The organism is Rummeliibacillus pycnus (genome assembly GCF_002884495.1).
GTDB lineage: Bacteria > Bacillota > Bacilli > Bacillales_A > Planococcaceae > Rummeliibacillus > Rummeliibacillus pycnus.
In genome coordinates, this window is sequence record NZ_KZ614145.1 from 872,951 (window position 1) to 898,183 (window position 25,233).

22 protein-coding genes are annotated in these 25,233 nt (G+C 35.8%); 20 read left to right on the forward strand and 2 right to left on the reverse strand.

Features of this window, described 5'->3' with window-relative positions; all coding sequences use genetic code 11:
* Positions 1-5 precede the first annotated feature (5 nt).
* The 20 genes from ilvD to CEF14_RS04530 all read left to right on the forward strand — a co-directional run bounded on the left by ilvD (position 6) and on the right by CEF14_RS04530 (position 24,181).
* On the forward strand, positions 6-1,673 hold the full coding sequence (gene ilvD / locus CEF14_RS04440; protein WP_102691737.1) for a dihydroxy-acid dehydratase: 1,668 nt from the start codon (positions 6-8) through the stop codon (positions 1,671-1,673).
* Between the two features lie 340 nt (positions 1,674-2,013).
* Positions 2,014-3,768, forward strand: a complete 1,755-nt coding sequence (gene ilvB / locus CEF14_RS04445) for a biosynthetic-type acetolactate synthase large subunit (protein WP_102694289.1) — start codon at positions 2,014-2,016, stop codon at positions 3,766-3,768.
* Positions 3,765-4,280 carry an acetolactate synthase small subunit gene (ilvN, locus tag CEF14_RS04450; protein WP_102691738.1) on the forward strand — a complete coding sequence of 172 codons (516 nt, stop codon included), beginning with the start codon at positions 3,765-3,767 and terminating at the stop codon, positions 4,278-4,280. The genes ilvB and ilvN overlap by 4 nt, the downstream gene beginning before the upstream one ends.
* 42 nt (positions 4,281-4,322) lie before the next feature.
* On the forward strand, positions 4,323-5,348 hold the full coding sequence (gene ilvC, locus CEF14_RS04455; RefSeq protein WP_102691739.1) for a ketol-acid reductoisomerase: 1,026 nt from the start codon (positions 4,323-4,325) through the stop codon (positions 5,346-5,348).
* A gap of 161 nt (positions 5,349-5,509) precedes the next feature.
* Positions 5,510-6,610, forward strand: a complete 1,101-nt coding sequence (leuB, locus tag CEF14_RS04460) for a 3-isopropylmalate dehydrogenase (RefSeq protein WP_102691740.1) — start codon at positions 5,510-5,512, stop codon at positions 6,608-6,610.
* Positions 6,611-6,627: 17 nt separating this feature from the next.
* Positions 6,628-8,037 carry a 3-isopropylmalate dehydratase large subunit gene (leuC, locus tag CEF14_RS04465; RefSeq protein ID WP_102691741.1) on the forward strand — a complete coding sequence of 470 codons (1,410 nt, stop codon included), beginning with the start codon at positions 6,628-6,630 and terminating at the stop codon, positions 8,035-8,037.
* Positions 8,038-8,051: 14 nt separating this feature from the next.
* Positions 8,052-8,642, forward strand: a complete 591-nt coding sequence (gene leuD, locus CEF14_RS04470) for a 3-isopropylmalate dehydratase small subunit (protein ID WP_102691742.1) — start codon at positions 8,052-8,054, stop codon at positions 8,640-8,642.
* A 400-nt stretch (positions 8,643-9,042) separates the two neighbouring features.
* Complete coding sequence (locus tag CEF14_RS04475; RefSeq protein ID WP_102691743.1) at positions 9,043-9,759, forward strand: (Fe-S)-binding protein; 717 nt, start codon at positions 9,043-9,045, stop codon at positions 9,757-9,759.
* 14 nt (positions 9,760-9,773) lie between these two features.
* Positions 9,774-11,204 (forward strand): LutB/LldF family L-lactate oxidation iron-sulfur protein, encoded by a 1,431-nt coding sequence (locus CEF14_RS04480; protein ID WP_102691744.1) that lies wholly within the window; start codon positions 9,774-9,776, stop codon positions 11,202-11,204.
* Positions 11,201-11,911, forward strand: coding sequence for a LutC/YkgG family protein (locus CEF14_RS04485; protein WP_102691745.1), 711 nt, complete (start codon positions 11,201-11,203; stop codon positions 11,909-11,911). The genes CEF14_RS04480 and CEF14_RS04485 overlap by 4 nt, the downstream gene beginning before the upstream one ends.
* Before the next feature lie 648 nt (positions 11,912-12,559).
* On the forward strand, positions 12,560-14,059 hold the full coding sequence (locus tag CEF14_RS04490) for an amino acid permease (RefSeq protein WP_102691746.1): 1,500 nt from the start codon (positions 12,560-12,562) through the stop codon (positions 14,057-14,059).
* A gap of 188 nt (positions 14,060-14,247) precedes the next feature.
* Entirely contained in the window at positions 14,248-14,964 is a 717-nt protein-coding gene (locus CEF14_RS04495; protein WP_102691747.1) for a (Fe-S)-binding protein, read from the forward strand.
* 17 nt (positions 14,965-14,981) lie between these two features.
* A complete protein-coding gene (locus CEF14_RS04500; RefSeq protein ID WP_102691748.1) occupies positions 14,982-16,415 on the forward strand; it encodes a LutB/LldF family L-lactate oxidation iron-sulfur protein in 1,434 nt (477 codons plus the stop codon).
* The gene (locus CEF14_RS04505) at positions 16,415-17,125 is read left to right on the forward strand and encodes a LutC/YkgG family protein (protein WP_102691749.1); all 711 of its coding nucleotides are present in this window, start codon (positions 16,415-16,417) and stop codon (positions 17,123-17,125) included. Before CEF14_RS04500 ends, CEF14_RS04505 begins: the two co-directional genes overlap by 1 nt.
* A gap of 113 nt (positions 17,126-17,238) precedes the next feature.
* A complete protein-coding gene (locus CEF14_RS04510) occupies positions 17,239-17,628 on the forward strand; it encodes a thiol-disulfide oxidoreductase DCC family protein (RefSeq protein ID WP_102691750.1) in 390 nt (129 codons plus the stop codon).
* A gap of 38 nt (positions 17,629-17,666) precedes the next feature.
* Positions 17,667-17,792, forward strand: a complete 126-nt coding sequence (locus CEF14_RS19355) for a hypothetical protein (protein WP_281256489.1) — start codon at positions 17,667-17,669, stop codon at positions 17,790-17,792.
* Complete coding sequence (gene acnA / locus CEF14_RS04515; protein ID WP_102691751.1) at positions 17,770-20,475, forward strand: aconitate hydratase AcnA; 2,706 nt, start codon at positions 17,770-17,772, stop codon at positions 20,473-20,475. Before CEF14_RS19355 ends, acnA begins: the two co-directional genes overlap by 23 nt.
* 173 nt (positions 20,476-20,648) lie before the next feature.
* Positions 20,649-22,583 carry a M14 family zinc carboxypeptidase gene (locus tag CEF14_RS04520; protein WP_102691752.1) on the forward strand — a complete coding sequence of 645 codons (1,935 nt, stop codon included), beginning with the start codon at positions 20,649-20,651 and terminating at the stop codon, positions 22,581-22,583.
* A 182-nt stretch (positions 22,584-22,765) separates the two neighbouring features.
* A complete protein-coding gene (locus CEF14_RS04525) occupies positions 22,766-23,311 on the forward strand; it encodes a DUF6143 family protein (RefSeq protein ID WP_102691753.1) in 546 nt (181 codons plus the stop codon).
* Between the two features lie 444 nt (positions 23,312-23,755).
* Positions 23,756-24,181, forward strand: coding sequence for an acyl-CoA thioesterase (locus CEF14_RS04530; protein WP_102691754.1), 426 nt, complete (start codon positions 23,756-23,758; stop codon positions 24,179-24,181).
* Positions 24,182-24,254: 73 nt separating this feature from the next.
* Here CEF14_RS04530 and CEF14_RS04535 read toward each other — a convergent pair whose 3' ends face one another.
* Both CEF14_RS04535 and plsY read right to left on the reverse strand, forming a co-directional pair.
* On the reverse strand, positions 24,255-24,542 hold the full coding sequence (locus CEF14_RS04535) for a HesB/YadR/YfhF family protein (protein ID WP_102691755.1): 288 nt from the start codon (positions 24,540-24,542) through the stop codon (positions 24,255-24,257).
* A gap of 16 nt (positions 24,543-24,558) precedes the next feature.
* Positions 24,559-25,161 carry a glycerol-3-phosphate 1-O-acyltransferase PlsY gene (plsY, locus tag CEF14_RS04540; protein WP_211284559.1) on the reverse strand — a complete coding sequence of 201 codons (603 nt, stop codon included), beginning with the start codon at positions 25,159-25,161 and terminating at the stop codon, positions 24,559-24,561.
* Positions 25,162-25,233: the final 72 nt, after the last annotated feature.

Consider the following 25,233-nt stretch of genomic DNA (forward strand, 5'->3'; position numbering starts at 1 on the left):
TATACATGCGTAGTGACATGATAAAAAAAGGAGTCGATCGGGCTCCTCACCGCAGCTTATTATACGCTGCGGGTGTTAAAACAAAAGATTTAGATAAACCATTTATTGGTGTCTGTAATTCATATATTGATATAATCCCTGGACATGTTCATCTTCAGAAATTTGGCGAAGTCGTCAAACAAGCAATTCGTGAGGCTGGTGGTATTCCATTTGAGTTCAACACAATTGGTGTAGATGATGGGATTGCAATGGGGCATATCGGAATGCGTTATTCACTGCCAAGCCGTGAGTTAATCGCTGATTCAGCTGAAACGGTCATTAATGCACATTGGTTTGATGGTGTATTTTACATACCAAACTGTGACAAAATCACCCCTGGCATGCTAATGGCAGCTGTTCGTACAAATGTTCCTTCAGTCTTTGTCTCTGGTGGTCCAATGGAAGCAGGCGTTTCTTCAACAGGTGAACAATTATCACTTACTTCTGTTTTTGAAGGTGTTGGATCCTATAAAAGTGGTCTCATGACAGCGGAAAAACTAAAAGAAATTGAAGAAAATGCATGTCCAACTTGTGGTTCATGTTCAGGTATGTTTACAGCGAATTCTATGAACTCATTGATGGAAATGTTAGGTATGGCATTACCTGGAAACGGTACAATTGTTGCTACTTCTGAAGAAAGATATCAGTTGATCAAACAAGCTGCAGAACATCTAATTCGTATGATTAAAGAGAATATTAGACCTCGAGACATCATCACAAAAGAAACAATTGATGACGCATTTGCACTAGATATGGCAATGGGTGGTTCAACAAATACCGTTTTGCACACTCTTGCAATTGCTCATGAAGCTGAAATTGATTATAACATCGAGGATATCAATAAAGTTGCAGAACGTGTTCCGTATTTAGCTAAAATCATGCCAGCCTCAAACTATTCAATGCATGATGTCCATCTTGCTGGTGGTGTTAGTGCAATTATTAACGAGTTGTGTAAAATACCAGGTGCGATTCATAAAGATCGTATAACTGTAACAGGGCAAACACTTGAAGAATTAGTGAAAGGTCATGAAATTAAGAATACAGAAGTTATTCGTACAAAAGATAATCCATATAGTCCAGTAGGTGGTTTATCTGTCCTCTTTGGCAATATAGCTCCAGATGGTGCAGTGATTAAAGTTGGTGCAGTTGATCCATCCATCAAGGAATTTACTGGAGAGGCGATCGTTTTTGATTCTCAAGAAGAAGCCCAAGCTCGAATCGATGATGGTACAGTTCAAAAAGGGCATGTTGTTGTCATTCGTTATGAAGGTCCAAAAGGCGGACCAGGAATGCCAGAAATGTTAGCACCTACATCAGCAATTATGGGGCGTGGTTTAGGAAAAGATGTAGCTTTAATTACAGACGGTCGTTTTTCAGGTGCATCGAGAGGTATCTCGATTGGTCACATATCACCAGAAGCTGCTGAAGGTGGACCGATTGCTTTAATACAAAATGGCGATATTATTTCAATTGATCTAACAAACAGAACGATTGAATTAAAAGTTTCAGATGAAGTTTTAGCTGACCGAAGAGCAACTTTAAAACCATTTGAACCTAAGATTAAAAAAGGATATTTAGCACGTTACTCCAAATTAGTTACTTCCGCTTCTACAGGCGGCGTTATGAAAATATAATTTAAAATTGAATATCGATAAATCGATGAAAAGGTTAAAAGTATTAGAGTCTTGTATTTACAGAGAGCCGGGTTGCTGAGAGCCGACAATACAACTAATACTGACATCCCCTTGGAGTGGGTTACTAAAAGCTATTTGCGATTAGGTAACCTCGGGCGCATACTTTTGTGCTCGTTAGAAAAAGAATAGTTAAATCTATTCATGAGGTAGTCGTTTTTTGACTATGAAATAGGGTGGTACCATGGAAGCTTTTTTCATCCCTACGCGGAAGGTCTTCTTTTGCGTGGATGAAAAAGCTTTTTTTATATAAAAATTTAGTTTCCTAGGGAGGAGTTCTATGATGAGTGCACAAGTTCAACTAAAGAAACAATCCGCGACAGAGCAAGAAGTTGATCAAGAATGTAAAGCCAGTAAGACGGGTGCTGAGATTTTTATCGAATCGTTGCAAAACCAAGGTGTTGAAATCATTTTTGGATATCCAGGTGGTGCAGTTTTACCATTATACGATGCACTTTATCGTAATCCAATTAAGCACATCCTTGCTCGACATGAACAGGGTGCGATTCACGCAGCAGAAGGTTATGCACGAGTATCAGGTAAACCTGGGGTGGTCATTGCTACTTCAGGGCCAGGGGCTACAAACTTAGTAACTGGAATTACTGATGCAATGATGGATTCTTTACCACTCGTTGTCTTTACTGGTCAAGTTGCAACAACAGTTGTTGGTACGGATGCTTTCCAAGAAGCGGATATTATTGGAATTACTCAACCTATTACAAAACACAATTATCAGGTAAAAAATGTTCAGGATTTACCACGAATTGTAAAAGAGGCGTTTCATATTGCATCTACTGGTCGCAGAGGTCCGGTAGTAGTTGACATTCCAAAAAATATTGCAAATGCAATTTTTGACTCTGATGCAGTCGAAGAGGCATCCATTAACTTGCCAGGATATCAACCAACATTGCATCCTAATTATTTACAAATTAAAAAAGCCGTATCATTACTAAGTACAGCAAAACAACCACTTGTATTAGTGGGGGCTGGCGTTTTAGCTGCAGATGCTTCGAAAGAATTAACTGAATTTGTTGAAAAGTACAATTTCCCAGTAGTAAATACATTATTAGGACTTGGAAGTATTGCAGGAAATCATAAACTTTTCCTAGGAATGGCCGGTATGCATGGAACATTTACAGCCAATATGGCAATTAATAATTGCGATGTTCTATTGAATATAGGTTCACGTTTTGATGACCGTTTAACAGGCAATTTGAAAAAATTTGCTCCAAATGCAAAAGTAATTCATATCGATATCGATCCAGCTGAAATTGGTAAAAACGTTCCAACTGAAATTCCAATTGTAGCGGATGCTAAAGAAGCATTACTTTCATTGTTAGAACAAACATTTGAAGTACAAGATTTAACACTTTGGCATGAATATTTACATGAATGCCAAGAAGAATGTCCATTGTGGTATGAGGATGATGGTGATGGTACAATTTATCCTCAATTTGCGGTTGAAACTATTGGTCGATTAACGAATGGTGAGGCAATTATTACGACAGATGTTGGTCAACACCAAATGTGGACTGCACAGTACTATTCATTTAAAAAAGACCATCACTGGGTAACTTCAGGTGGTTTAGGTACTATGGGCTTTGGTTTCCCTGCTGCAATTGGAGCGCAATTTGCTTATCCAGATAAAAAAGTTATTTCAATCGTTGGGGACGCAGGCTTCCAAATGACATTGCAAGAACTTTCTTTATTAAAAGAATTTAAATTACCAGTGAAAATTTTCATCCTAAATAATAGCTGTCTTGGAATGGTACGCCAATGGCAAGAAACATTCTATGACGAACGCTATTCATCATCACTAATGCCTGTACAGCCTGACTTCGTTAAACTTGCTGAGGCTTATGGCATTAAAGGATACAAGGTTGAAAAAGTTGATGAAATGGAAGCAATTTTTAAAGAAGCAATCGAATCAGATGAACCAACTTTAGTAGACTGTCGTGTTAAAGAATTAACACTTGTAAATCCAATGGTTGCGCCTGGTAAAGGACTTGCAGAAATGATTGGAGTGAAAAAAGGATGAGAAGAGTCATAACCGTAACAGTTATTAACCAGAGTGGTGTTCTAAACCGCGTGACGGGTCTACTGATGAAACGTCAATTCAATATTGAAAGTATCACGGTTGGTCATACAGAACAGCATGGTATTTCTAAAATGACTTTTATCGTAAATGTAGAAGATCAAGCAAAGATTGAACAGCTTGTCAAACAATTATCGAAGCAAATTGACGTTATTAAAGTCAATGACATAACAGATAAATCAATTGTTATGCGTGAATTAGCACTTATTAAAGTTGTTGCTCCACCGAATCTGCGTAGCGAAATCAATTCAATTGTCGAACCTTTCCGTGGTTCCATCATTGATATGGGGAAAAATGTAATCACCTATCAAATTGTTGGTAATCCAGAAAAAATAGATGCTTTTATCGAATTGATTCGTCCATATGGCATAAAAGAACTCACTCGTACGGGTGCAACTGCATTTGTGCGTGATGCTCAACTTAAGCCATCAGCGCAACTTTCGATTTTACAATAAATATAAAAAACAAAACTACTAAACAATCAGGGGGAAATAAAAATGGCAAAAATGTATTATAACCAAGATATCAATGAGAAAGTACTAGAAGGTAAAAAAATCGCAATCATCGGTTATGGCTCACAAGGTCATGCTCATGCGCTAAACTTAAAAGAATCTGGTTTTGACGTACGCGTTGGTATTCGTCCTGGGAACTCTGCAGAGAAGGCAAAAAATGATGGTGTTGAAGTGAAATCAGTAGCAGAAGCTGCTAAAGAAGCAGATGTAATCATGATCTTACTTCCAGATGAAAAACAAAAAGCAGTATATGAAGCTGAAATTGCTCCAGGATTAGAAGCTGGAAATGCACTAGTATTCGCTCATGGTTTCAATATTCACTTTAAACAAATCGTGCCACCAGCAGATGTAGATGTATTCTTAGTTGCTCCAAAAGGACCAGGACATCTAGTTCGTCGTACTTATGAATCTGGTGCGGGTGTACCAGCACTTATCGGTATTTATCAAGATGCAACTGGTAATGCAAAAGACATTGCACTTGCTTACGCAAAAGGAATTGGTGCAGCGAGAGCTGGAGTACTTGAAACAACATTTAAAGAAGAAACAGAAACAGATCTATTCGGGGAACAAGCGGTTCTTTGCGGTGGTACAGCAGCTCTTGTAAAAGCTGGTTTCGAAACATTAGTTGAAGCAGGTTATCAACCAGAAATTGCTTACTTTGAATGTTTCCACGAATTAAAATTAATCGTTGATCTTATGTATGAAGGTGGCCTTTCTAACATGCGCTATTCAATCTCTGATACAGCAGAATGGGGAGATTTCGTTTCAGGCCCACGTATTGTAACGGATCAAGTAAAAGCTGCAATGAAAGATGTTCTTACTGATATCCAAGAAGGTAAATTCGCAAAAGAATGGATTAACGAAAACGAAACTGGTCGTCCAAAATATAATGCAATTAAAAAAGCAGAAGCTGAACATCAAATTGAAAAAGTTGGTGCAGAGTTACGTGCAATGATGCCATTCGTTGGGAAAAAAGTTGAAAAAGAAACTGTTGGTAGTACAAAAGCTTAGTAGATCTAGTAATACAATTTCGACAACTAAATGGTGATTTGCTACATTTTAATTCTTAAAGGGGCAGTTCAACTGTTTCTTTAGGGATTAGATGTAATGATTGAAAAGAATCCAATTTAGTCGCAGTGTTGATAAGCAATTCTATTTGAGGAGGAGTTATTATGGAAAAGAAAATTACGGTTTTACCTGGTGACGGGATTGGTCCTGAGGTTGTCGCTTCTGCAGTAGAAGTACTTCAAGCTGTAGGTAAGAGATTTCAACATACATTTCATATAGCGTATGCTGCAATTGGAGGAGCTGCCATTGATCAGCATGAGGACCCACTTCCTCAAGAAACAATTGAGTTATGTGAACAAAGTGATGCGATTCTTTTAGGTGCAGTAGGTGGGCCAAAATGGGATCAAAATCCCGCTGAATTAAGACCTGAAAAAGGATTACTTCGTATTCGTAAACATTTTGATTTGTTCTCAAATTTACGTCCTGTGCAGGCGATTCCATCACTCATAAAAGCTTCTCCTCTAAAAGATGATTTAGTAAAAGATGTTGATCTATTAATTGTACGTGAACTAACGGGAGGATTATATTTTGGTGAGCCTCGCAAACGCACAGAAGATGAAGCACTTGACTCTTTAGTATATTCCCGCTCTGAAATAGAACGTATTGTCGATAATGCGTTTGAACTAGCTCGTGTACGTAAAGGTAAGCTTACATCTGTTGATAAAGCGAACGTACTTGATACTTCACGCTTATGGAGACAAATTGTTGATGAGAAAAAGTCACTTTATCCAGATGTAGAAGTAGAGCATAGTTTAGTTGATTCAACAGCTATGAAGCTGATCACAAATCCAGGTGCTTATGATGTCATTGTAACGGAAAATATGTTTGGGGATATTTTAAGTGATGAAGCATCAGTTATTACAGGATCCCTTGGTGTTTTACCTTCTGCAAGTATTCGCTCAGATAATTTTGGCTTATATGAACCTGTCCATGGCTCTGCTCCAGAACTTGCAGGTCGAGGAATTGCCAACCCTGCTGCCACAATTCTTTCTGTTGCGATGATGTTACGTTATTCATTTGGCTTAAAAGAAGAAGCAGCTGAAATTGAACGTGCAGTGAATGCTGTTTTTGAAGATGGATACTTTACAGCAGATTTAGCAACACCAGATAGTCGCGTTCTTACAACAAATGAATGGACTGAAAAAGTATTAAATGAGTTAGATACTAGTTTTGTTTCAGATAGTATTATGACTACTTATATATAGAAAATAGGTGAAGAATAATGGGGAAAAATATTATAGAAAAAGTGTGGGATCAACATGTTGTCTATCATGAAGAAGGTAAACCAGATTTACTCTACATCGATCTTCATTTAATTCACGAAGTAACTTCACCCCAAGCTTTTGAGGGGCTTCGTATAAATAATCGAAAGGTTCGTCGTCCAGATCTTTGTTTTGCGACAATGGACCATAATGTTCCTACACAAAACTTGCCAGTAATTAATGATCCAATCGCTAAAACCCAAATAACTACGCTAGCTAAAAATTGTGAAGAATTTGGCGTTCAATTAGCAGATATGGGGCATCCAGATCAAGGAATTGTTCATGTTATTGGACCACAACTTGGTTTAACTCAACCCGGAAAAACAATTGTTTGTGGTGATTCGCATACTTCTACTCATGGTGCATTTGGTGCAATAGCTTTTGGTATCGGAACAAGTGAAGTAGAACATGTATTATCAACTCAAACGCTTTGGCAAAATAAACCTAAAACAATGCAAATCCATGTGAAAGGTGAGTTAGGTTTTGGTGTCACTGCAAAAGATATTATTTTAGCGATAATAGCGAAGTTTGGTATTGATGTAGGTACTGGTCATATCATTGAGTTTACAGGTGATGCTATCCATCAATTATCGATGGAAGAACGTATGACAATCTGTAATATGTCGATTGAAGCAGGTGCCAAAGCAGGCTTAATTAGTCCAGATGAAATTACGGTGGATTATATTAAGGGCCGTCGATATGCTCCTGAAGGTGAAAAATTCGAAGAAGCAAAAGCCTATTGGTTATCACTTGCTTCAGATGAAGACGCAACATATGATCAAACACTTGTTATTGAAACATCAGAAATTGAACCATTCGTAACTTGGGGGACAAATCCTTCAATGGGTAGCGGTATTTCCAAAGTTGTACCTTCAATTGCTGATTTTAAAGATGAATCTGACAAGCAAGCATTACAAAAAGCTCTAGCTTACATGGATTTAAAAGAAGGTACACCTTTAACAGATATTGAAATTCAACATGTCTTTATCGGTTCATGTACGAATTCCCGATTACATGATTTACGCGTTGCAGCTTCCGTTATTAAAGGAAAAAAAGTTCATCCAAATGTACGTGCAATCGTAGTTCCTGGTTCTCATTTAGTGAAAAAACAAGCTGAAGAAGAGGGAATTGACCAAATCTTCTTAGATGCAGGTTTTGAATGGCGTGAATCAGGTTGTAGTATGTGTCTTGCGATGAATGAAGACGTTGTTCCAGCTGGTGAACGCTGTGCCTCAACTTCTAATCGAAATTTTGAGGGCCGTCAAGGTACGGGTTCAAGAACACATCTTGTGAGTCCTTCGATGGCCGCAGCTGCAGCAATTGCTGGGCACTTTGTTGATGTTCGTGAAATTATGAATGTACCTGTGTAATGGAGGCGTAAATTATGAAACCAATTAATATTGTAAAAAGTGTCGTTACACCTTTAAATCGAAAAAATGTCGATACAGATCAAATTATTTCGAAGGAATTTTTAAAACGAATTGAACGTACAGGGTTTGGACAATATGTCTTCTATCATTGGCGTTTTGATCAAAATGGCAATACGATTGAAGATTTTGTCTTAAATCAACCAAAATATAAAGGATCTAATATTCTAGTAGCTCATGAAAATTTTGGTTGCGGTTCTTCACGCGAACATGCACCTTGGGCAATTTTAGATTACGGGTTTAATGTAGTTGTTGCTCCAAGCTTCGCTGATATTTTCCATAATAACTGTTTCAAAAATGGCATTTTACCAATCAAACTAGGCGTATCTGAAATTGAAGAATTACTATCGAAAGGTGAGCAAACCACTTTAGAAGCTGAAGTACACCTTCAAGATCAAACGTTAACCGCAGACGATAAAGTATATCACTTTGAGATTGATCCCTATTATAAAGAAATGTTGTTAAATGGTTGGGATGAAATATCATTGACTTTTAAGTACGAAAATTATATTAAAGAATTTGAAGAAAAACGCGTTCAATTCAATTAAAAATTATATTTGTTAGTTAATTTCAAAAATCGGTTCCCACCTTAAAAATGGAATAATTAAGCGGGATTAAATACAAATGTCGTTTTTCGCTTCACAATAATTAAAGTAAACACCATTTAATATTCGGATATTTAAAGAAATTTTTCCATGATGAAATCGACTTATGTATATACTAAAAATAAAAACTATCGAGTAAATCTATTAATTAGATTTCTTGATAGTTTTTTTATGTAAATAAAGTAAAGGTGAATCAGAATCCCTCGACACTACAATATCTAGATGACTAAAACAATTTTCATTTGTGAATAATGAACTTAGCTTTAAATTTTCTGAATATATTTTCGCTTCATTTTATTGAATTTGTAAATAGCGACACTTGAGTATAAGGAGCTTGGTTAAAGTGAAAGTTACATTATTTGTGACATGTGTTGTTGATATTTTTGAAACGGATATTGGTAAAGCGACAGTAGAATTATTGGAAAGGCTCGGATGTGAAATCGATTTTCCTAAAAAACAAGTATGCTGTGGACAACCCTTCCATGCGGCTGGTTATGTAGAAAGGTCAAAACCCATGATGAAAGACATGATCGAAACATTTGAAAATTCCGAAGTTGTCGTTACACCCTCTGGATCTTGTGCATTAATGTTTAAAAAATATCCTGAAATTTTGGCAAATGAACCGAACTGGGCCAAACGTGCCACCACCCTTGCACAAAAAACATATGAACTAACTGATTTTATAGTCAATGTATTAAAAACTGAAAATGTTGGGGCAAAATTAAATGGTGTTGCTACCTATCATACTTCTTGCCAAATGACGCGATTACTTGGTGTAAAGGATTCACCATCTAAACTACTATCAAATGTAGAAGGACTTCAGATGAAACCACTACCATATCGATATAATTGTTGTGGCTTTGGCGGAACATTTGCTACCAAAATGGCTGAAATCTCAGAGCAAATGGTGGATGAGAAAGTCAATTCAGTAATTGAAACGAATGCCGATATTTTAATCGCGGCGGAGGGCGGTTGTATGATGAACATAGCAGGTAGGATGCAACGAAGAAATGTTCCTATTAAAGTAATGCATATTGCTGAAGTTTTAAATTCTCATTAGGAAGAAGTGTAAATATGCCTATAAAGATTTCTAACAATCGATTTAAAGATATAGTCCATTCAAATTTGCAAGATCAATTTATGAGAAGTTCGATGTCTGGTGCACAAGATGGTCTTCGATTAAGTAGATTAAAAATCATTAATGAACTAGGGGATTGGGAAGAATGGCGATCACATGGTGAAGAAATACGAAAACATGTACTTGAAAATTTAGATTATTATTTGAATGAGTTATCGGATAACGTTGAAAAACTTGGTGGATACGTTTACTTTGCTGAAACTGCAGAAGAAGCCAATCGATATATTGAGGATGTAGCAAGGAAAAAGAAAGCTAAAAAAGTTGTCAAATCAAAATCAATGGTAACCGAGGAAATTGGATTAAATAAGCACTTGGAAGCCATTGGGATTGAAGTTGTTGAAACAGATTTAGCAGAAGTTATTTTACAAATGGATAATAATGACCCACCATCCCATATCATTACGCCAGCACTTCATAAGAGCAAAGAAGATATACGTAAAATTTTCATGGAAAAACTAAACTATACGAAAACAAGCGATCCAACTGAACTTGCTCGTCATGTACGTGAAACAAAAAGAGATGATTTTTTTACAGCTGATATAGGCATTACTGGTTGTAACTTTGCTATAGCAGAATCAGGTTCTGTTGGAATTGTGACAAATGAAGGAAATGATCGTTTAACAACAACTATTCCGAAGACTCAAATTACTGTTATGGGTATGGAACGAATCGTACCGACATTTGAAGAATTTGAAGTGCTTGTTACATTATTAATAAGAAGTGCTATAGGTCAAAACATTACAAGTTATGTTTCGGTTCTTTCAGGTCCAAAACGTATGGAAGATGTAGATGGTCCAGAAGAATTTCATCTAGTGATTGTAGATAATGGTCGCTCGAAAATTTTGGGTACGGAATTTCAATCGATTCTCCATTGTATACGATGTGCGGCATGCATAAATGTTTGTCCGGTATATCGTCATATTGGTGGTCAAGCCTATAATTCCATTTATCCTGGACCGATAGGGATTGTATTATCGCCATTATTGGGTGGATACGATGATTTTAAAGACTTACCATACGCTTCTTCGCTATGTGGTGCTTGTTCTCAGGCATGTCCAGTCAAGATTCCTTTACATCAATTAATCCATAAACAACGCCAGGTACTAGTCGAAGAATTAGATGAAGTACCTATTCAGGAGGAAGTCTTATATAAAACATTTGGATTAGGGGGGGCATCGAATGTACTCTATACCACAAGTACAAAAATGATTTCAAGCTTGATGAAAACATTTATAAAAGATAAAAAATATATTTCTAAAGGGTTCGGTCCAATAAAAGAATGGACATCCAATCGTGATTTTCCAATACCAAAAAGCGAAAGATTTCGTGATTGGTTTGAGAATCGAGAAAGGAGAATTAAAGAATGATTCAACAACGCGAATCTTTTTTAAATAACATAGCAAAAGCACTTGGACGAGATGTAAATATGGCAAATAAACCGGAATTAAAATGGCAATACAATCCCCAATCTTCTACACTAATTAATCTATCAAAGAATGAATTACTTCAATTATTCAAGAGCCAGTGTAATACGATTCATACTAATTATGTTGTTTCAAAAGTTGCCGATTTAAAAAATGAATTAAAACATAGAGTAGAGTTGAATGGAGGGGGTCCGGTTTCTCTTTGGAAGGATGAGCGATTTGCTGAATTTGGACTTCAATCTTTGATTGAAGAAGAATGGCCAGCTTTAAACGTAGCAGTGAATGAATGGAATCCTGATATTGGTGCCGCTAATTTGACTCAAGCCAAACGATCCAATGTAGGAATCACTTTTAGTGATATGACACTTGCAGAAACTGGAACTGTCGTATTGTTTTCGAATTCGGGAAAAGGAAGATCTGTTAGCATATTACCGAAAACGTATATTGCTCTTATACCTCAAAGTACAATTGTTCCCCGCATGACCCAAGCTGCACAATTTATATCTCAAAAAGTTAAAAACGGTGAAGCAATGCCTGCGTGCATTAACTTTATTTCAGGACCTAGTAATTCAGCAGATATTGAGATGAATCCAATTATAGGTGTACATGGCCCAATAAAAGCAACCTATATCATTATCTCTGATAGATAATATCATAATTCATAAAGGTATTTTGCTGTTGAATGGGCCTCCGTCAATATCCAAATAATTGAGAAGGTTAAGAGAAGGGGAAAGTCCCTTCTCTTCTTTATTTGTAAAATGAGAAACCAGTAGTGCTTAGTCTTATTTTAAAAGGCAGTGAACAATTTGTGGTCAAAATCGGAACTTAAAAGCGAAAATGTAATCGTAAAATTATAGATATAGGAACAAGTACATTGCATTTATATTATTTTACTTGTATAATTATACAAAAGCGAAGGTTAAATCTTATTCATGCTTAGAAAACTCAATGTTCGCTAACGGAAAGCGAAACGAATCTGAATGCAACTCTCCCGGAAGGTAAGATTCTAAACACTAAAAGACTTATTCATAAAATATTTGACTGTCTTTACTTTTTGAATATTCCTTTTCGAAAATAAAAAGTATTAGTTCTTTTAAAAAAGTGCTAAATTTCTAAAAACTCATTGCATTTCAGATAATTTTGAATTATATTTCTAATATATTTTATTTTTTGTAAATTCGACAATATGATACTTTTTTGCTCGTAATTGTACTATTTTACTAGATGACAAAGGACGCAATATTTAAAAATTGAATTTGCAAAATGGAATGGTAGCGTTTTCGAAGGGGATGAAGAGAATGACAGTACATCAAGAAGAAAAAAGTGTTGGTATTAAACAGCGAGAGAAGGCTTATGTACAGCAACAGGAACAACACTTGAAGCGAAAATTAACATCACGTCATTTAACGATGATTTCTATTGGAGGAGCAATTGGAACTGGACTGTTTCTTAGTAGTGGAGCAGCTATTCATACAGCTGGTCCAGGTGGAGCCTTACTTGCGTATGCTTTAGTAGGGGCAATGGTCTATTTTGTTATGACTAGTTTAGGTGAAATGGCAGCATTCATGCCTACAAGTGGGTCATTTAGTACATATGCATCTAAATTTGTGGACCCTGCATTTGGATTTGCGATTGGATGGACGTATTGGTTCAACTGGGCTATGACAATTGCAGCAGAATTGACTGCATCTACAATGATTATGAAATTTTGGTTTCCCGATAGTCCATCATGGATATGGAGTGGATCTTTCTTAGCGATTATTTTTCTTCTAAACTATTTATCAGTAAAGGGGTATGGGGAAGGAGAATATTGGCTATCATTAATTAAAGTTAGTGCAATTGTTATCTTTATTATAGTAGGTATACTGATGATTTTTGGGATTATGGGTGGAGAAGTGGTAGGTTTTAAAAACTTCACTGTCAATGATGCACCTTTCTCAGGTGGTATGATTGGTGTGTTCATAGTATTTATCGCAGCGGGTTTTTCTTTTCAAGGAACAGAAATTGTTGGTGTTGCTGCCGGGGAAAGTGAAGATCCAGCCAAAAATGTACCAAAAGCAGTCAATAGTGTATTCTGGAGAATTCTACTATTTTATGTTTTGGCGATTTTTGTAATTGGACTTTTAATTCCGTATACAAATCCAAATTTACAAAATGATAGTGTCATGGTAAGTCCTTTTACGCTGATCTTGAAAAAAGCTGGAATTGCATTTGCGGCTTCACTTATGAATGCTGTTATCTTAACTGCTGTGTTATCTGCAGGTAATTCAAGTGTATATGCATCTACACGTATGTTATATTCAATGGCGAAAGAAGGACAAGCACCAAGAATATTTGCAAAATTAAATAATCGTGGTGTTCCTTTTGTTAGTATGATTTTTACATGTGCTGTTGGTGCACTTGCTTTTCTTGCGTCACTTTTTGGAGATGGTACAGTATATCTTTGGTTAATGAATGCTATAGGTATTACAGGTTTTATCTTCTGGTTAGGTATTTCTGTTAGCCATTATCGTTTCCGCAAGGCATTTATTGCACAAGGGCATTCATTAGAGGAATTACCATATCGGGCAAAATGGTATCCAATTGGACCAATTTTTGCGATTGCATGTGGCATTATCGTTATTTTAGCGCAAAACTTCCAGGCATTTCTTGCTGACACTGTGGATTGGGGTAGTATTGTGGCAGCATACTTAGGGATTCCACTATTCTTAATTTTAATGTTTGGGTATAAATTTAGTAGAAAATCAAAAGTTGTAAATCTAAAAGAAATCAGTTTTAACTTTGATGAAAAAATATAATTCAGAATCTATGTTTATATAGAAATAAAAGAAAGTGTGGCTTTACCATGTCGCACTTTCTTTTTGTACACAATAATCCATCTGGAAATGTTATTAAAATAGTTTGAAAATAAAAAATTTTGGGTGTAGTATAAAAATATCCGTTAGGTCATCAGATGACCTAACTTCTTATTGAGGAGGCATTTAAAATGAAAGTTTCGTTATTTGCAACATGCATTGTAGATATGTTTCAAACAGATGTAGGGAAAGCCACTGTTGAACTCTTAGAAAGATTAGGATGTGAAGTAGTCTTTCCAAAAGGTCAAGTTTGCTGTGGTCAACCTGCCTATAACTCTGGTTATGTAAAAGATGCAAAAGAACCTATGAAAAAAATGATTGAAGCATTTGAGGATGCAGAAGTAATTGTAGCGCCTTCTGGATCTTGCGCATTTATGTTTAGAGAATATCCAACAGTCTTTAAAGATGATCCAGTATACTTTGAAAAAGCCAAAAAGGTAGCTTCAAAAACATATGAATTAACAGATTTTATCGTTAATGTATTAAATGTAGAAGATGTTGGTGCAAAATTAGAGGGGAAAGCAACTTATCACCCATCATGCCATATGACTCGACTTTTGGGTGTATCAGAGTCACCAAAAAAACTTTTAAGTAATGTGAAAGGTTTAGAAATGGTAGATTTGCCAAACAGCTATAATTGTTGTGGCTTTGGGGGAACGTTCTCTGTAAAAATGGGCAATATTTCCGAACAAATGGTAGATGAAAAAGTAGATAGTACATTGCAAACTGGGGCAGATTACTTAATAGGAGCAGACGGTGGTTGTTTGATGAACATTGGAGGTCGTATGCAAAGGCGAGGAGAAAATGTAAAAGTTCTGCATATTGCAGAAGTTCTTAATCACCATTAGAGAAAGAAGGGGATTCAATGTCTATCCAATATAACAAACATACATTTAAAGATAATGTAGAAGAAAATTTAAATAATTCATTTATGAGAGGTGCAGTTGTATCTGCTCAAGATCGTCTTCGTACAGGTCGTATAAATGCTGCAGAAGAGTTAGGTGATTGGGAAGAATGGCGTGCTCATGGAGAAGAAATTCGTCAACATGTGTTAAATAACTTAGATTACTACTTACATGAATTAGCTGAAAATGTTGAAAAAGCTGGTGGACATGTATTTTTTGCGAAAACAGCAAAGGATGCAACAGATTATATCCAAGAAGTTGCTACCAAAAAGAATGCCAAGAAAATTGTCAAATCAAAATCGATGGTAACGGAAGAAATTAGTTTGAATGAAGCACTCGAAGAAGCAGGATGTACGGTCGTAGAAACGGACTTAGGTGAGTACATTTTACAAATTGATAATCATGATAAACCTTCTCATATTGTCGCACCAGCACTACATAAAAATGCTCAACAAGTGAAAGATGTTTTTGTTGATAAATTAGATTATAATCCTCAAAAATCAGCCGAAGCAGGGGAATTAGCTCGTCATGTTCGTACTACATTACGTAATGAGTTTTTAACTGCAGATATTGGGATTACTGGTTGTAACTTTGCTGTTGCTGAATCAGGCTCGATTTGCTTAGTAACTAATGAAGGAAATGCTGGAATGGTAACCACAATTCCAAAAACTCAAATTACAGTAATGGGAATGGAAAGACTAGTCCCAACTTTCGAAGAACTCGAAGTATTGGTAAATATGTTAACTAGATCAGCAGTTGGTCAAAAATTACCAAGCTATGTTAATGTGATGACAGGACCAAGAAAACCTGGTGAAACAGATGGACCAGAAGAATTCCACCTAGTGATTGTTGATAATGGTCGCTCAAATATCTTAGGTACTGATTTCCAATCTATTCTTCAATGCATTCGTTGTGGTGCATGCGTAAATGTTTGTCCCGTGTATCGACACATTGGTGGGCATTCCTATAATTCAATTTATTCGGGACCAATTGGAGCAGTATTAACACCATTGCTAGCTGGATACGAAGATTATAAAGAGCTGCCATATGCATCTTCTTTATGTGGAGCATGTTCTGAAGCATGTCCAGTAAAAATTCCATTACATGAGTTACTACTAAAACATCGTGAACGAATCGTGGAGCAAGAAGGAAAGGCTCCTATCTCAGAAGCTATGTTAATGAAGGCATTTAGTCTAGGTGGTTCATCAAGTTCAATATATGCAACTGGAGCTAAAATTGCTTCACGTGTTGTTGCACCACTTTCAAAAAACGGAAAAATTTCAAAAGGCCCAGGACCATTGAAAGCGTGGACTGAAGTACGAGATTTCCCAGCTCCTAAAAAAGAACGATTCAGAGATTGGTTCAAGGAACATGAGAAAGGTAGTGACAAATAATGATCCAACATCGTGAAGAATTTTTAGAAACAATTGGGAATTCTTTAAAGCGTACTGTCAATACAAAAGTGAAGCCACAAAGGAATTGGAAGTACGCACCACAGAAAAAGGGTTATCAGGGATTATCCCAAGATGATTTACTAGAAATTCTAGAAAAGCAGTGCGATAAAATTCACACAGATGTAGTAACAACAACTGTTAAAGATTTGCCTAATGCATTGGAACAAGTAGTGGATCAATACGGCGGCGGTCCAATATCCATGTGGCAAGATTCACGGTTTGATGACTATAATTTAAAACCATTATATGAAGAAAAATGGCCGAATAAAGGATATGACGTTTCGAAATGGTTTCCAGAATTAGGCGAGCAAAATATACAAAATGCTGAAAAAGCAAATATCGGATTAACCTTTTCAGAATATGTACTAGCTGAATCGGGAACTGTTGTGTTATTTTCTGATCAAGCGCATGGAAAATCTGTTGGGCTTTTGCCTAATAATTTTATAGCAATTGTGAAAAAGAGTATGATAGTTCCTCGCATGACACAAGTAGCTGAACTTTTAAACAAACGTATTGAATCAGGTGAATCATTACCATCAGCAATCGATTTCGTATCTGGTCCAAGTAATTCAGCTGATATCGAAATGAAGCTCGTTGTTGGTGTACACGGACCGATTCATGCAACATATATTATCTTAATGGATGAATAATTTTCTAAAAAATGCTCAGCCTAAGCTGGGTATTTTTATTGATAATAATTTTAATTTTCTGTACTATGTTAGGGGATTTGGTGTTTCTTCTATAATAAATAAAGGAGGATGTTATGAATTCGATTCTTTTCTATGATGGTGATTGCGGGTTTTGCCAAAGATCGGTGCAATTTGTATTAAAGCATGAAAGAGAACCGGTTTTTAATTTTGCACCGTTACAAGGAAAGGTCGCAACAAAGTTATTACCAGTAAATTTAACTCAAAATCTCGATACGATTGTCGTTTATCAGGAAGGAAAAATGTTGACGGAATCAAGTGCAATACTATTTATTGCAAAAAATTTAAACTTTCCATACTTGTTTTTAATTATTTTCAAAGTAATTCCTACGCCAATCCGAGATTATTTTTACCGAATAATATCCAGAAATCGTTATAAATTTACGTATTCAAGAAATATATGTAAAATTCCTAAAGAAAATGTACGGAAACGGTTTCTAGAGTAACAAGTCATAATTTTTTCTTATCACAAAGTATAAATTTAATGTTATTTACTTATGTATCTTTTTCTATTATGATTGGTTTTGGAGAAAAGAAGCTCAATTATAAAGCCTTTTCATTAGTTTATTTAGAGGGGGAACCGAACAATGGCAAACAACAACTTGCATAATAGTCGTTCTTCTTTCGAAGTTAACGGTAAAACTTACAACTTTTATCGTCTAGCTGCGATCGAAGAAGCTGGCGTAGCAAAAGTTTCACGCCTTCCTTATTCAATCAAAGTATTATTAGAATCAGTATTACGTCAATATGACGGCTACGTAATCAAAGAAGAACACGTAGACAACTTAGCTAAATGGGGTAAAGATTCAGACGCAAACGCTGAAGTACCTTTCAAACCATCTCGCGTAGTACTACAAGATTTCACTGGTGTACCAGTAGTAGTTGACTTAACATCTCTACGTACAGCAATGAAAGAAATGGGCGGCGACGCTAACGAAATCAACCCTGCTATTCCAGTTGACTTAGTAATCGACCACTCAGTACAAGTTGATAAATACGGTAACTCATCTGCATTACAAGCAAACATGGATCTTGAATTCGAACGTAACGCAGAACGTTATAACTTCTTAAAATGGGCACAAACTGCTTACGATAACTTCCGTGCTGTTCCACCAGCAACTGGTATCGTACACCAAGTTAACCTTGAATACCTAGCACCAGTCGTTCACGTAAACGAAAATGCTGATGGTACATTCGAAACATTCCCAGACTCAGTAGTTGGTACTGACTCTCATACAACTATGATCAACGGTATCGGTGTTCTTGGTTGGGGCGTTGGTGGTATCGAAGCTGAAGCTGGTATGCTAGGACAACCTTCATACTTCCCAATCCCAGAAGTTATCGGTGTTAAACTTACTGGTAAACTTCCAAGTGGTACAACAGCTACTGACTTAGCTCTTAAAGTTACTCAAGAGTTACGTAAAAAAGGTGTTGTAGGTAAATTCGTTGAGTTCTTCGGACCTGGCGTACCTCAACTTCCATTAGCTGACCGTGCTACAATCTCTAACATGGCTCCTGAATATGGTGCAACTTGTGGTTACTTCGCAATCGATGAAGAATCACTTAACTATATGCGTTTAACTGGTCGTGACGAAGAACACATCCAAGTTGTAGAAGCATACTTAAAAGCAAACAACATGTTCTTTGACCCAGAATTAGAACCAACTTACACAGATGTATTAGAAATCAACTTAAACGACATCGAACCAAACCTTTCTGGTCCAAAACGTCCACAAGATTTGATTCCACTTTCTAATATGAAAAAACGCTACCACGAAGTAGTAGTTGCTCCAGCTGGCGTTCAAGGCTTCGGTTTAACTGAAGATGAATTCACAAAAACAGCAACTGCTAAATTTGCTGAAGGCGATGTAGTAATTCCTGCAGGTGCTGTTGGTATCGCTGCAATTACTTCATGTACAAATACTTCTAACCCATACGTTTTAATCGCTGCTGGTCTTGTTGCGAAAAAAGCGATCGAAAAAGGCTTAACTGTTCCTAAATGGGTTAAAACTTCATTGGCTCCAGGATCTAAAGTTGTTACAGGTTACTTAAAAGACTCTGGTTTACAACAATACCTTGACCAACTTGGTTTCAACACTGTAGGTTACGGCTGTACTACATGTATCGGTAACTCAGGTCCATTACTACCTGAAATCGAAGAAGCAATCAAATCTAACGATTTATTCGTAACTTCAGTACTTTCTGGTAACCGTAACTTCGAAGGTCGTGTACACCCATTAGTAAAAGCTAACTACTTAGCTTCACCACCATTGGTTGTTGCTTATGCATTAGCTGGTACTGTAGATGTTGACCTACGTAAAGATTCATTCGGTAAAGACAAAGATGGTAAAGATGTATTCTTCGATGATATCTGGCCATCAACTGAAGAAGTGAACGCAGTACTTTCTAAAGTTGTAACTCGTGAATTATTCCAAAAAGAATATGAAACAGTATTCAACGCAAACGAAAAATGGAATGCAATTGAAACTTCAACTGATTCATTATATGAATTTGATGATAAATCAACTTACATTCAAAATCCACCATTCTTCCAACACTTATCAGCTAAACCAGAAGATATCCAAACACTATCTGGCTTACGTGTGTTAGCTAAGTTTGGTGACTCAATTACAACTGACCACATCTCTCCTGCAGGTGCAATTGGTAAAGATACTCCTGCTGGTAAATACTTACGTGAAAATGGTGTAGAACCACGTAACTTCAACTCTTACGGTTCTCGTCGTGGTAACCATGAAGTTATGATGCGTGGTACATTTGCTAACATCCGTATCCGTAACCAAATCGCTCCTGGTACAGAAGGTGGCTTCACTACTTACTGGCCAACAGGTGATGTTGAATACATCTATGATGCAGCAATGAAATATGCTAAAAACCACACTGGTTTAGTAGTACTTGCTGGTAAAGACTACGGTATGGGTTCTTCACGTGACTGGGCAGCTAAAGGTACAAACCTTCTAGGTGTTAAAACAGTTATCGCTGAATCTTACGAACGTATCCACCGTTCTAACCTAGTAATGATGGGTGTTCTTCCATTACAATTTGTTGATGGTCAAAACGCTGATTCTCTAGGTCTTACTGGTGAAGAAACATTTGCAGTTAACATTGCTGAAGGTGTTAAACCTCGTGATATCTTAACTGTAACTGCAACTGCTAAAGATGGTTCTACAAAAGAATTCAAAGCACTTGCTCGTTTCGACTCAGAAGTAGAAGTAGATTACTACCGTAACGGCGGTATCCTACAAATGGTATTACGTAACAAATTAGCAAAATAAGTTCGTTATAAATGAACATTTTCATACATGTGCACAATACTGTGCACATGTATTTTTTTGCTATTTTTTTTATTAAATGAGAGGTGGAAAACATCGACCTCTGTCAAAACAAACCAAAGTAATCATTATTATGGTATATTTATACTAGTTAATAAATGAGGTGTTAGAAAACAATGGAAATGCAAAATAAAATGAAACGATTGCTTATCTATTCATCAGGATTTTTGGTGTCGATGAGTTTACTATCAAATGACGCATTCGCGGCTGAAGTAAGTGGACAAGGCAATCCAATCAAAGTAACAGAAAATAATACGGAAGGAGATCAAAATCAAACTGAGACGAATGATGCAACTTCCTCTGAAAATGAAAATCAAATGATCGGGAATTTTGCTAAAATCAGTTCAGATGCAGAGCTTTTTACACCGGAATCATTACAACCAACAAACTTAAAATTATCAGCAAATGAACATACATATTATGTAACAAAATCATCAAATGAGGATTATTTCGAAATTCTTATAGGGGAACATACATATTGGATTAAAGCGGATCACTTAATCACTTCGACTGAAAACTCTTCAGATGTAACTAAAAAGCGAAATCTGATGATTACTACTAAAAGTAATTTTAATATTTATGCTGAAAAAGATCGCAATTCAAATATTCTTGTCGAAGGATCAGAAGAAACGACATTTAAAGTAATAGATGTAGTACAAGATTATTATGTGGTATCAATTGCTGGAGTAAGAGGATATATTCCTATAAGTGATGTCAATATCAAGTACAAGAAAAATAGCAATGTAGAGGTTGCCACAAGCTTCGTTAAAATGTATAAAATCAACGGTAGTAAGTACAAACCAATGGGCTCATTAGTGAACGGAGCAGTCGTAAAAGTAGCAAAATCAACAACAAAATATCATATTATTCAAGTTGGAAGTCAAATGTATGCAATCCTCAAAAAAGGGACAATTCCTACAGAAAAACCTGCATCGCTTGGAACATTAATAAAATCCACCTATCCGATCACATTAACAGTCAGTAAAACAAACGCTATTTATACTTCTAAAGGTAACAAAATGGGAACAATTGATAAAGGACAAGTTGTTAGTTTAAAAGGCTTAAAAGGGAATAAAGGAATTATTAATTATATGGGGAAAACAGGTTATGTAAATCTTAAATACTATAACCATTCTAATATAGTTAATCCAACAAAGAACATTACATATGGTATGTACAATTACTATCTTCGTGTCATTGCGCAGTTATATCCAGAATTTACTGAAGTTGAAAAGATCGGTGAATCCGTACAAGGAAGATCTATTTACGCATTACGAGTAGGGAATGGCGAGAAAGAAATTTTAATGGATGCTGCTATGCACGCGAGAGAACATATGACAACAAATGTTCTGATGGAAATGATTGATCAGTATACTGTTTCATATCGAAAAGGAACAAATTACGCGGGGTATAACGTCAAACGTGTTTTAGATAAAACGAGTATTTGGTTTGTACCGATGATGAATCCTGATGGTGTTACATTAGTACAAAAGGGAATTGCTTCGATGGATAGTAAATATAGAAAAAGCCTCAAGAAATATAATCATGGAAGCAATAATTTTAAACGTTGGAAGGCAAATGGTCGAGGTGTTGACTTAAACCGTAATTTTGATGGATTATGGAAATATCTCGCTACTACACCTAAATCTTATATGAACTATAAAGGTACAAGTGCATTCTCTGAACCTGAAGCACAAGCTTTAAAAGCATTTGTACAACGCCATCATTTTAAAACAGATTTATCCTACCACTCATCTGGACAAATTGTCTATTGGTTTAATTTCCAAAAAGGATCAACTCTTACGAGAGACTTAAAATTAGCAAAGAGTGTTGCAAGAATTACAGGTTATACAGTTGTTCCTCCACTATTGTACAGAGGTTCTGGATCATCTGCTGATTGGTTTATAGTAAATCAAAAGAAACCAGGATTAACCATTGAAATTGCTCCATATGCTGGTTATGGACCAGTACCACATCGTTATTGGAGTAATGTATGGTACAAAAACAAATCAATTGGCTTATTCGGTGCAAATGAAGCGAGTAAAAGATAAAAAAGTTTAATTTTATACCTATAATGTTGTGGTAATTGAATAAATGAAAGTTAAAAAGTCGAACTCCTTAATCAAAAGGAGTTCGACTTTTATGTTTTTATTTATTTTTTTAATGTTTTTGTCCATATTTTCTTTATAAATTTACATATATTTTTATAAAGAGAAAGGAGGGAGATATTCTTATGACTGCGTTTAATCATGATAAATTCAATAAAGTTGTCGACATTCCTAACCCATTATTTCAATCTTTACAAGGAAAATATTTTGTTGGTCAAACCGAAACAATTCGTCTAGGAAAAGGCAGAAATGCATGGGGAGGTTTGTTTACTCCTCAGTATTCAGATGTTCATTTGTTTGTAAATGCATTTACAATTACAAATCATTCTGATGAACCGTTTGTAGCTGAAATTTGGTTTAATCCAACACTATCTGGTAAGCCAAAAACCTCGGATAAAGTATCACCATCCAATACAACTCTGTCCCCACTGCCTAAACCGAAATCTAAACTTAAGTTTGCAGAATTTGTAAAAGATGCACCGAAGAATGGCGTAAATGTTTTCAAAAGAATTGTACCACCAAATAGTACTTTAGTAAGTGATGAAGATGGGAAATATATTTTTTCATCAGGTGGATCATTTGTCATTTTTTTAGTTTCTCCAGGAAATAAAACTGTAAAGGCAGAAGTTGCATTTGGTTGGTTTGAAAAAAAAGGAGATCCAATCATATAAAAAACACTTAGATCAATCAATGTTATTGATAAAAAATCTAATGTAACGAAAGAATTCATTTTGTTTTGTAATTTTATAAATTGCAACGTTTTCGACGAAGAGTCCTCTATAAAGTATTCTTATTTTCTTTGTGCGGTACGAATTCAAGGAAGCCCATTCAATGTCCTACGGGAAAAACTTGAATTGAATTGTCTTAGAATGGTTTTATAGAACAAAGGATAAGAACTTCACGTCCTCTGGCAAATCCCCACTGACCAACATCGTGCTGGTCAGTGGGATTAAAGTAAAGCCTGTGGAAAGCGACGTTTGAAGAGGAACATCCAAAAGGAATAATGACAGGTGTGAAGATATTCGTATTTTAAAAAAATGGATTTATGAAATGGATTCATCTAAAATATGATTTTTTGAAGAAAGTTCGCTATACTAATGTTTGAGGTGAAAGAAATGTTTGTAAGTGAAAAAGAAATTGAAATTCGCTATGCTGAAACAGATCAAATGGGTGTTGTTTATCATGCGAATTATGTAATATGGATGGAAGTAGGTAGAACACAACTAATTCGCGATCTAGGATTTTCAGTAACTAAATTTGAAGCGGATGGATATGTATCTCCTGTAATGAATGTAAATATAAGTTATAAAGCTGCTTTACGATATGGTGAAAAAGCCATAATTCGTACTTGGGTGAAATCGCAGGATCGATTACGTACAGTTTATGCCTATGAAATTTTACATAGTGATGGCACAGTTGCTGCTACTGCCACTTCAGAACATATTGTAGTAAAAAAAGAAAATTTCCACCCTGTTGCATTTAATAGAGTAGATGAAGTATGGTATAACAAATATAAAGAAATAGCAGAAATTCAAAAATAATTTATTCTTTAAAAGGCTGAAGCCAAAACAAAAAGCATGCTACTAAATAGCTAGCATGCTTTTTGTATGTATATTATTTATAATCATAACTAAGTTCGTCTTTTTCTTGATCAAAGTCTACATATAAATCATGGTTATTGAAAAACCAAACATCGTCTTCTTCGATAAAGAAAGTAACATCATTATGTTTTGTTAAGACGGAGGGATTCATAGGCTCATCTTTATTCATGCCTAGCGAAAAACCTTCATGAAAAGGATTGGATCCTCCATAACGAGCATAGAAGCGAATTGTGTCACCTGGTTGAACTTCCATTTCATCTGAAAACCATTGTAAAGCTTGATTTGATATCACAATTTTCATGTGAACACTCCCTTAATTATAACCAAGTTATTTTTGGCTCTGTACCATGTTTAATACGTGAAATATTCGCGCGATGACGATAGAATATAAAGACTACTATAATTGTTATAATCATTAAGAGTAAATACTCTTTTTCTAGAATCGCATAAATAAGTGCATAAATAAAAGCAACCACTGCTGCAAACATAGACGCAAGACTAACCATTTTGTATACTTTTAAACAAAGTAAAAAAGCAATAACTAATAATACAAAGATTGGCCAATGATAACCAAGCAAAATACCTGCTGAAGTTGCCACAGCTTTGCCTCCACGAAAACCAGCAAAAATAGGATACATATGGCCGAAAACTGCTACGATCCCTGCTATAAGTGGATGTACACCACTATTAGAAAAAACAGCAATTGTTGGTATAAGTGTAGCAACTGTTCCTTTCAAAATATCCATTAGTGTTACCACTATTCCAGCTTTTTTACCAAGTACACGAAATGTATTAGTCGCACCTAGATTGCCACTACCGTGCTTTCGGATATCTGTTTTATAAAATATTTGGCCAATCCATAGCCCTGAAGGAATTGATCCTATTAGATAGGCTATCACCAAAACATAAATCAAATCCATAAAAAACTCCCTCTTACTTTTAGTAGTTGGTACTATTATATTGTACTAATAGTTTATCACGAAGTCAGTAGA

Bases quoted from the DNA above. Each gene is read 5' to 3' on its own strand.
- ilvD (WP_102691737.1), top strand. From the start codon at position 6: ATGCGTAGTGACATGATAAAAAAAGGAGTCGATCGGGCTCCTCACCGC.
- ilvB (WP_102694289.1), top strand. From the start codon at position 2,014: ATGAGTGCACAAGTTCAACTAAAGAAACAATCCGCGACAGAGCAAGAA.
- ilvN (WP_102691738.1), top strand. From the start codon at position 3,765: ATGAGAAGAGTCATAACCGTAACAGTTATTAACCAGAGTGGTGTTCTA.
- ilvC (WP_102691739.1), top strand. From the start codon at position 4,323: ATGGCAAAAATGTATTATAACCAAGATATCAATGAGAAAGTACTAGAA.
- leuB (WP_102691740.1), top strand. From the start codon at position 5,510: ATGGAAAAGAAAATTACGGTTTTACCTGGTGACGGGATTGGTCCTGAG.
- leuC (WP_102691741.1), top strand. From the start codon at position 6,628: ATGGGGAAAAATATTATAGAAAAAGTGTGGGATCAACATGTTGTCTAT.
- leuD (WP_102691742.1), top strand. From the start codon at position 8,052: ATGAAACCAATTAATATTGTAAAAAGTGTCGTTACACCTTTAAATCGA.
- CEF14_RS04480 (WP_102691744.1), top strand. From the start codon at position 9,774: ATGCCTATAAAGATTTCTAACAATCGATTTAAAGATATAGTCCATTCA.
- CEF14_RS04485 (WP_102691745.1), top strand. From the start codon at position 11,201: ATGATTCAACAACGCGAATCTTTTTTAAATAACATAGCAAAAGCACTT.
- CEF14_RS04490 (WP_102691746.1), top strand. From the start codon at position 12,560: ATGACAGTACATCAAGAAGAAAAAAGTGTTGGTATTAAACAGCGAGAG.
- CEF14_RS04495 (WP_102691747.1), top strand. From the start codon at position 14,248: ATGAAAGTTTCGTTATTTGCAACATGCATTGTAGATATGTTTCAAACA.
- CEF14_RS04500 (WP_102691748.1), top strand. From the start codon at position 14,982: ATGTCTATCCAATATAACAAACATACATTTAAAGATAATGTAGAAGAA.
- CEF14_RS04505 (WP_102691749.1), top strand. From the start codon at position 16,415: ATGATCCAACATCGTGAAGAATTTTTAGAAACAATTGGGAATTCTTTA.
- CEF14_RS04510 (WP_102691750.1), top strand. From the start codon at position 17,239: ATGAATTCGATTCTTTTCTATGATGGTGATTGCGGGTTTTGCCAAAGA.
- CEF14_RS19355 (WP_281256489.1), top strand. From the start codon at position 17,667: ATGTTATTTACTTATGTATCTTTTTCTATTATGATTGGTTTTGGAGAA.
- acnA (WP_102691751.1), top strand. From the start codon at position 17,770: ATGGCAAACAACAACTTGCATAATAGTCGTTCTTCTTTCGAAGTTAAC.
- CEF14_RS04520 (WP_102691752.1), top strand. From the start codon at position 20,649: ATGGAAATGCAAAATAAAATGAAACGATTGCTTATCTATTCATCAGGA.
- CEF14_RS04525 (WP_102691753.1), top strand. From the start codon at position 22,766: ATGACTGCGTTTAATCATGATAAATTCAATAAAGTTGTCGACATTCCT.
- CEF14_RS04530 (WP_102691754.1), top strand. From the start codon at position 23,756: ATGTTTGTAAGTGAAAAAGAAATTGAAATTCGCTATGCTGAAACAGAT.
- CEF14_RS04535 (WP_102691755.1), bottom strand. From the start codon at position 24,542: ATGAAAATTGTGATATCAAATCAAGCTTTACAATGGTTTTCAGATGAA.
- plsY (WP_211284559.1), bottom strand. From the start codon at position 25,161: ATGGATTTGATTTATGTTTTGGTGATAGCCTATCTAATAGGATCAATT.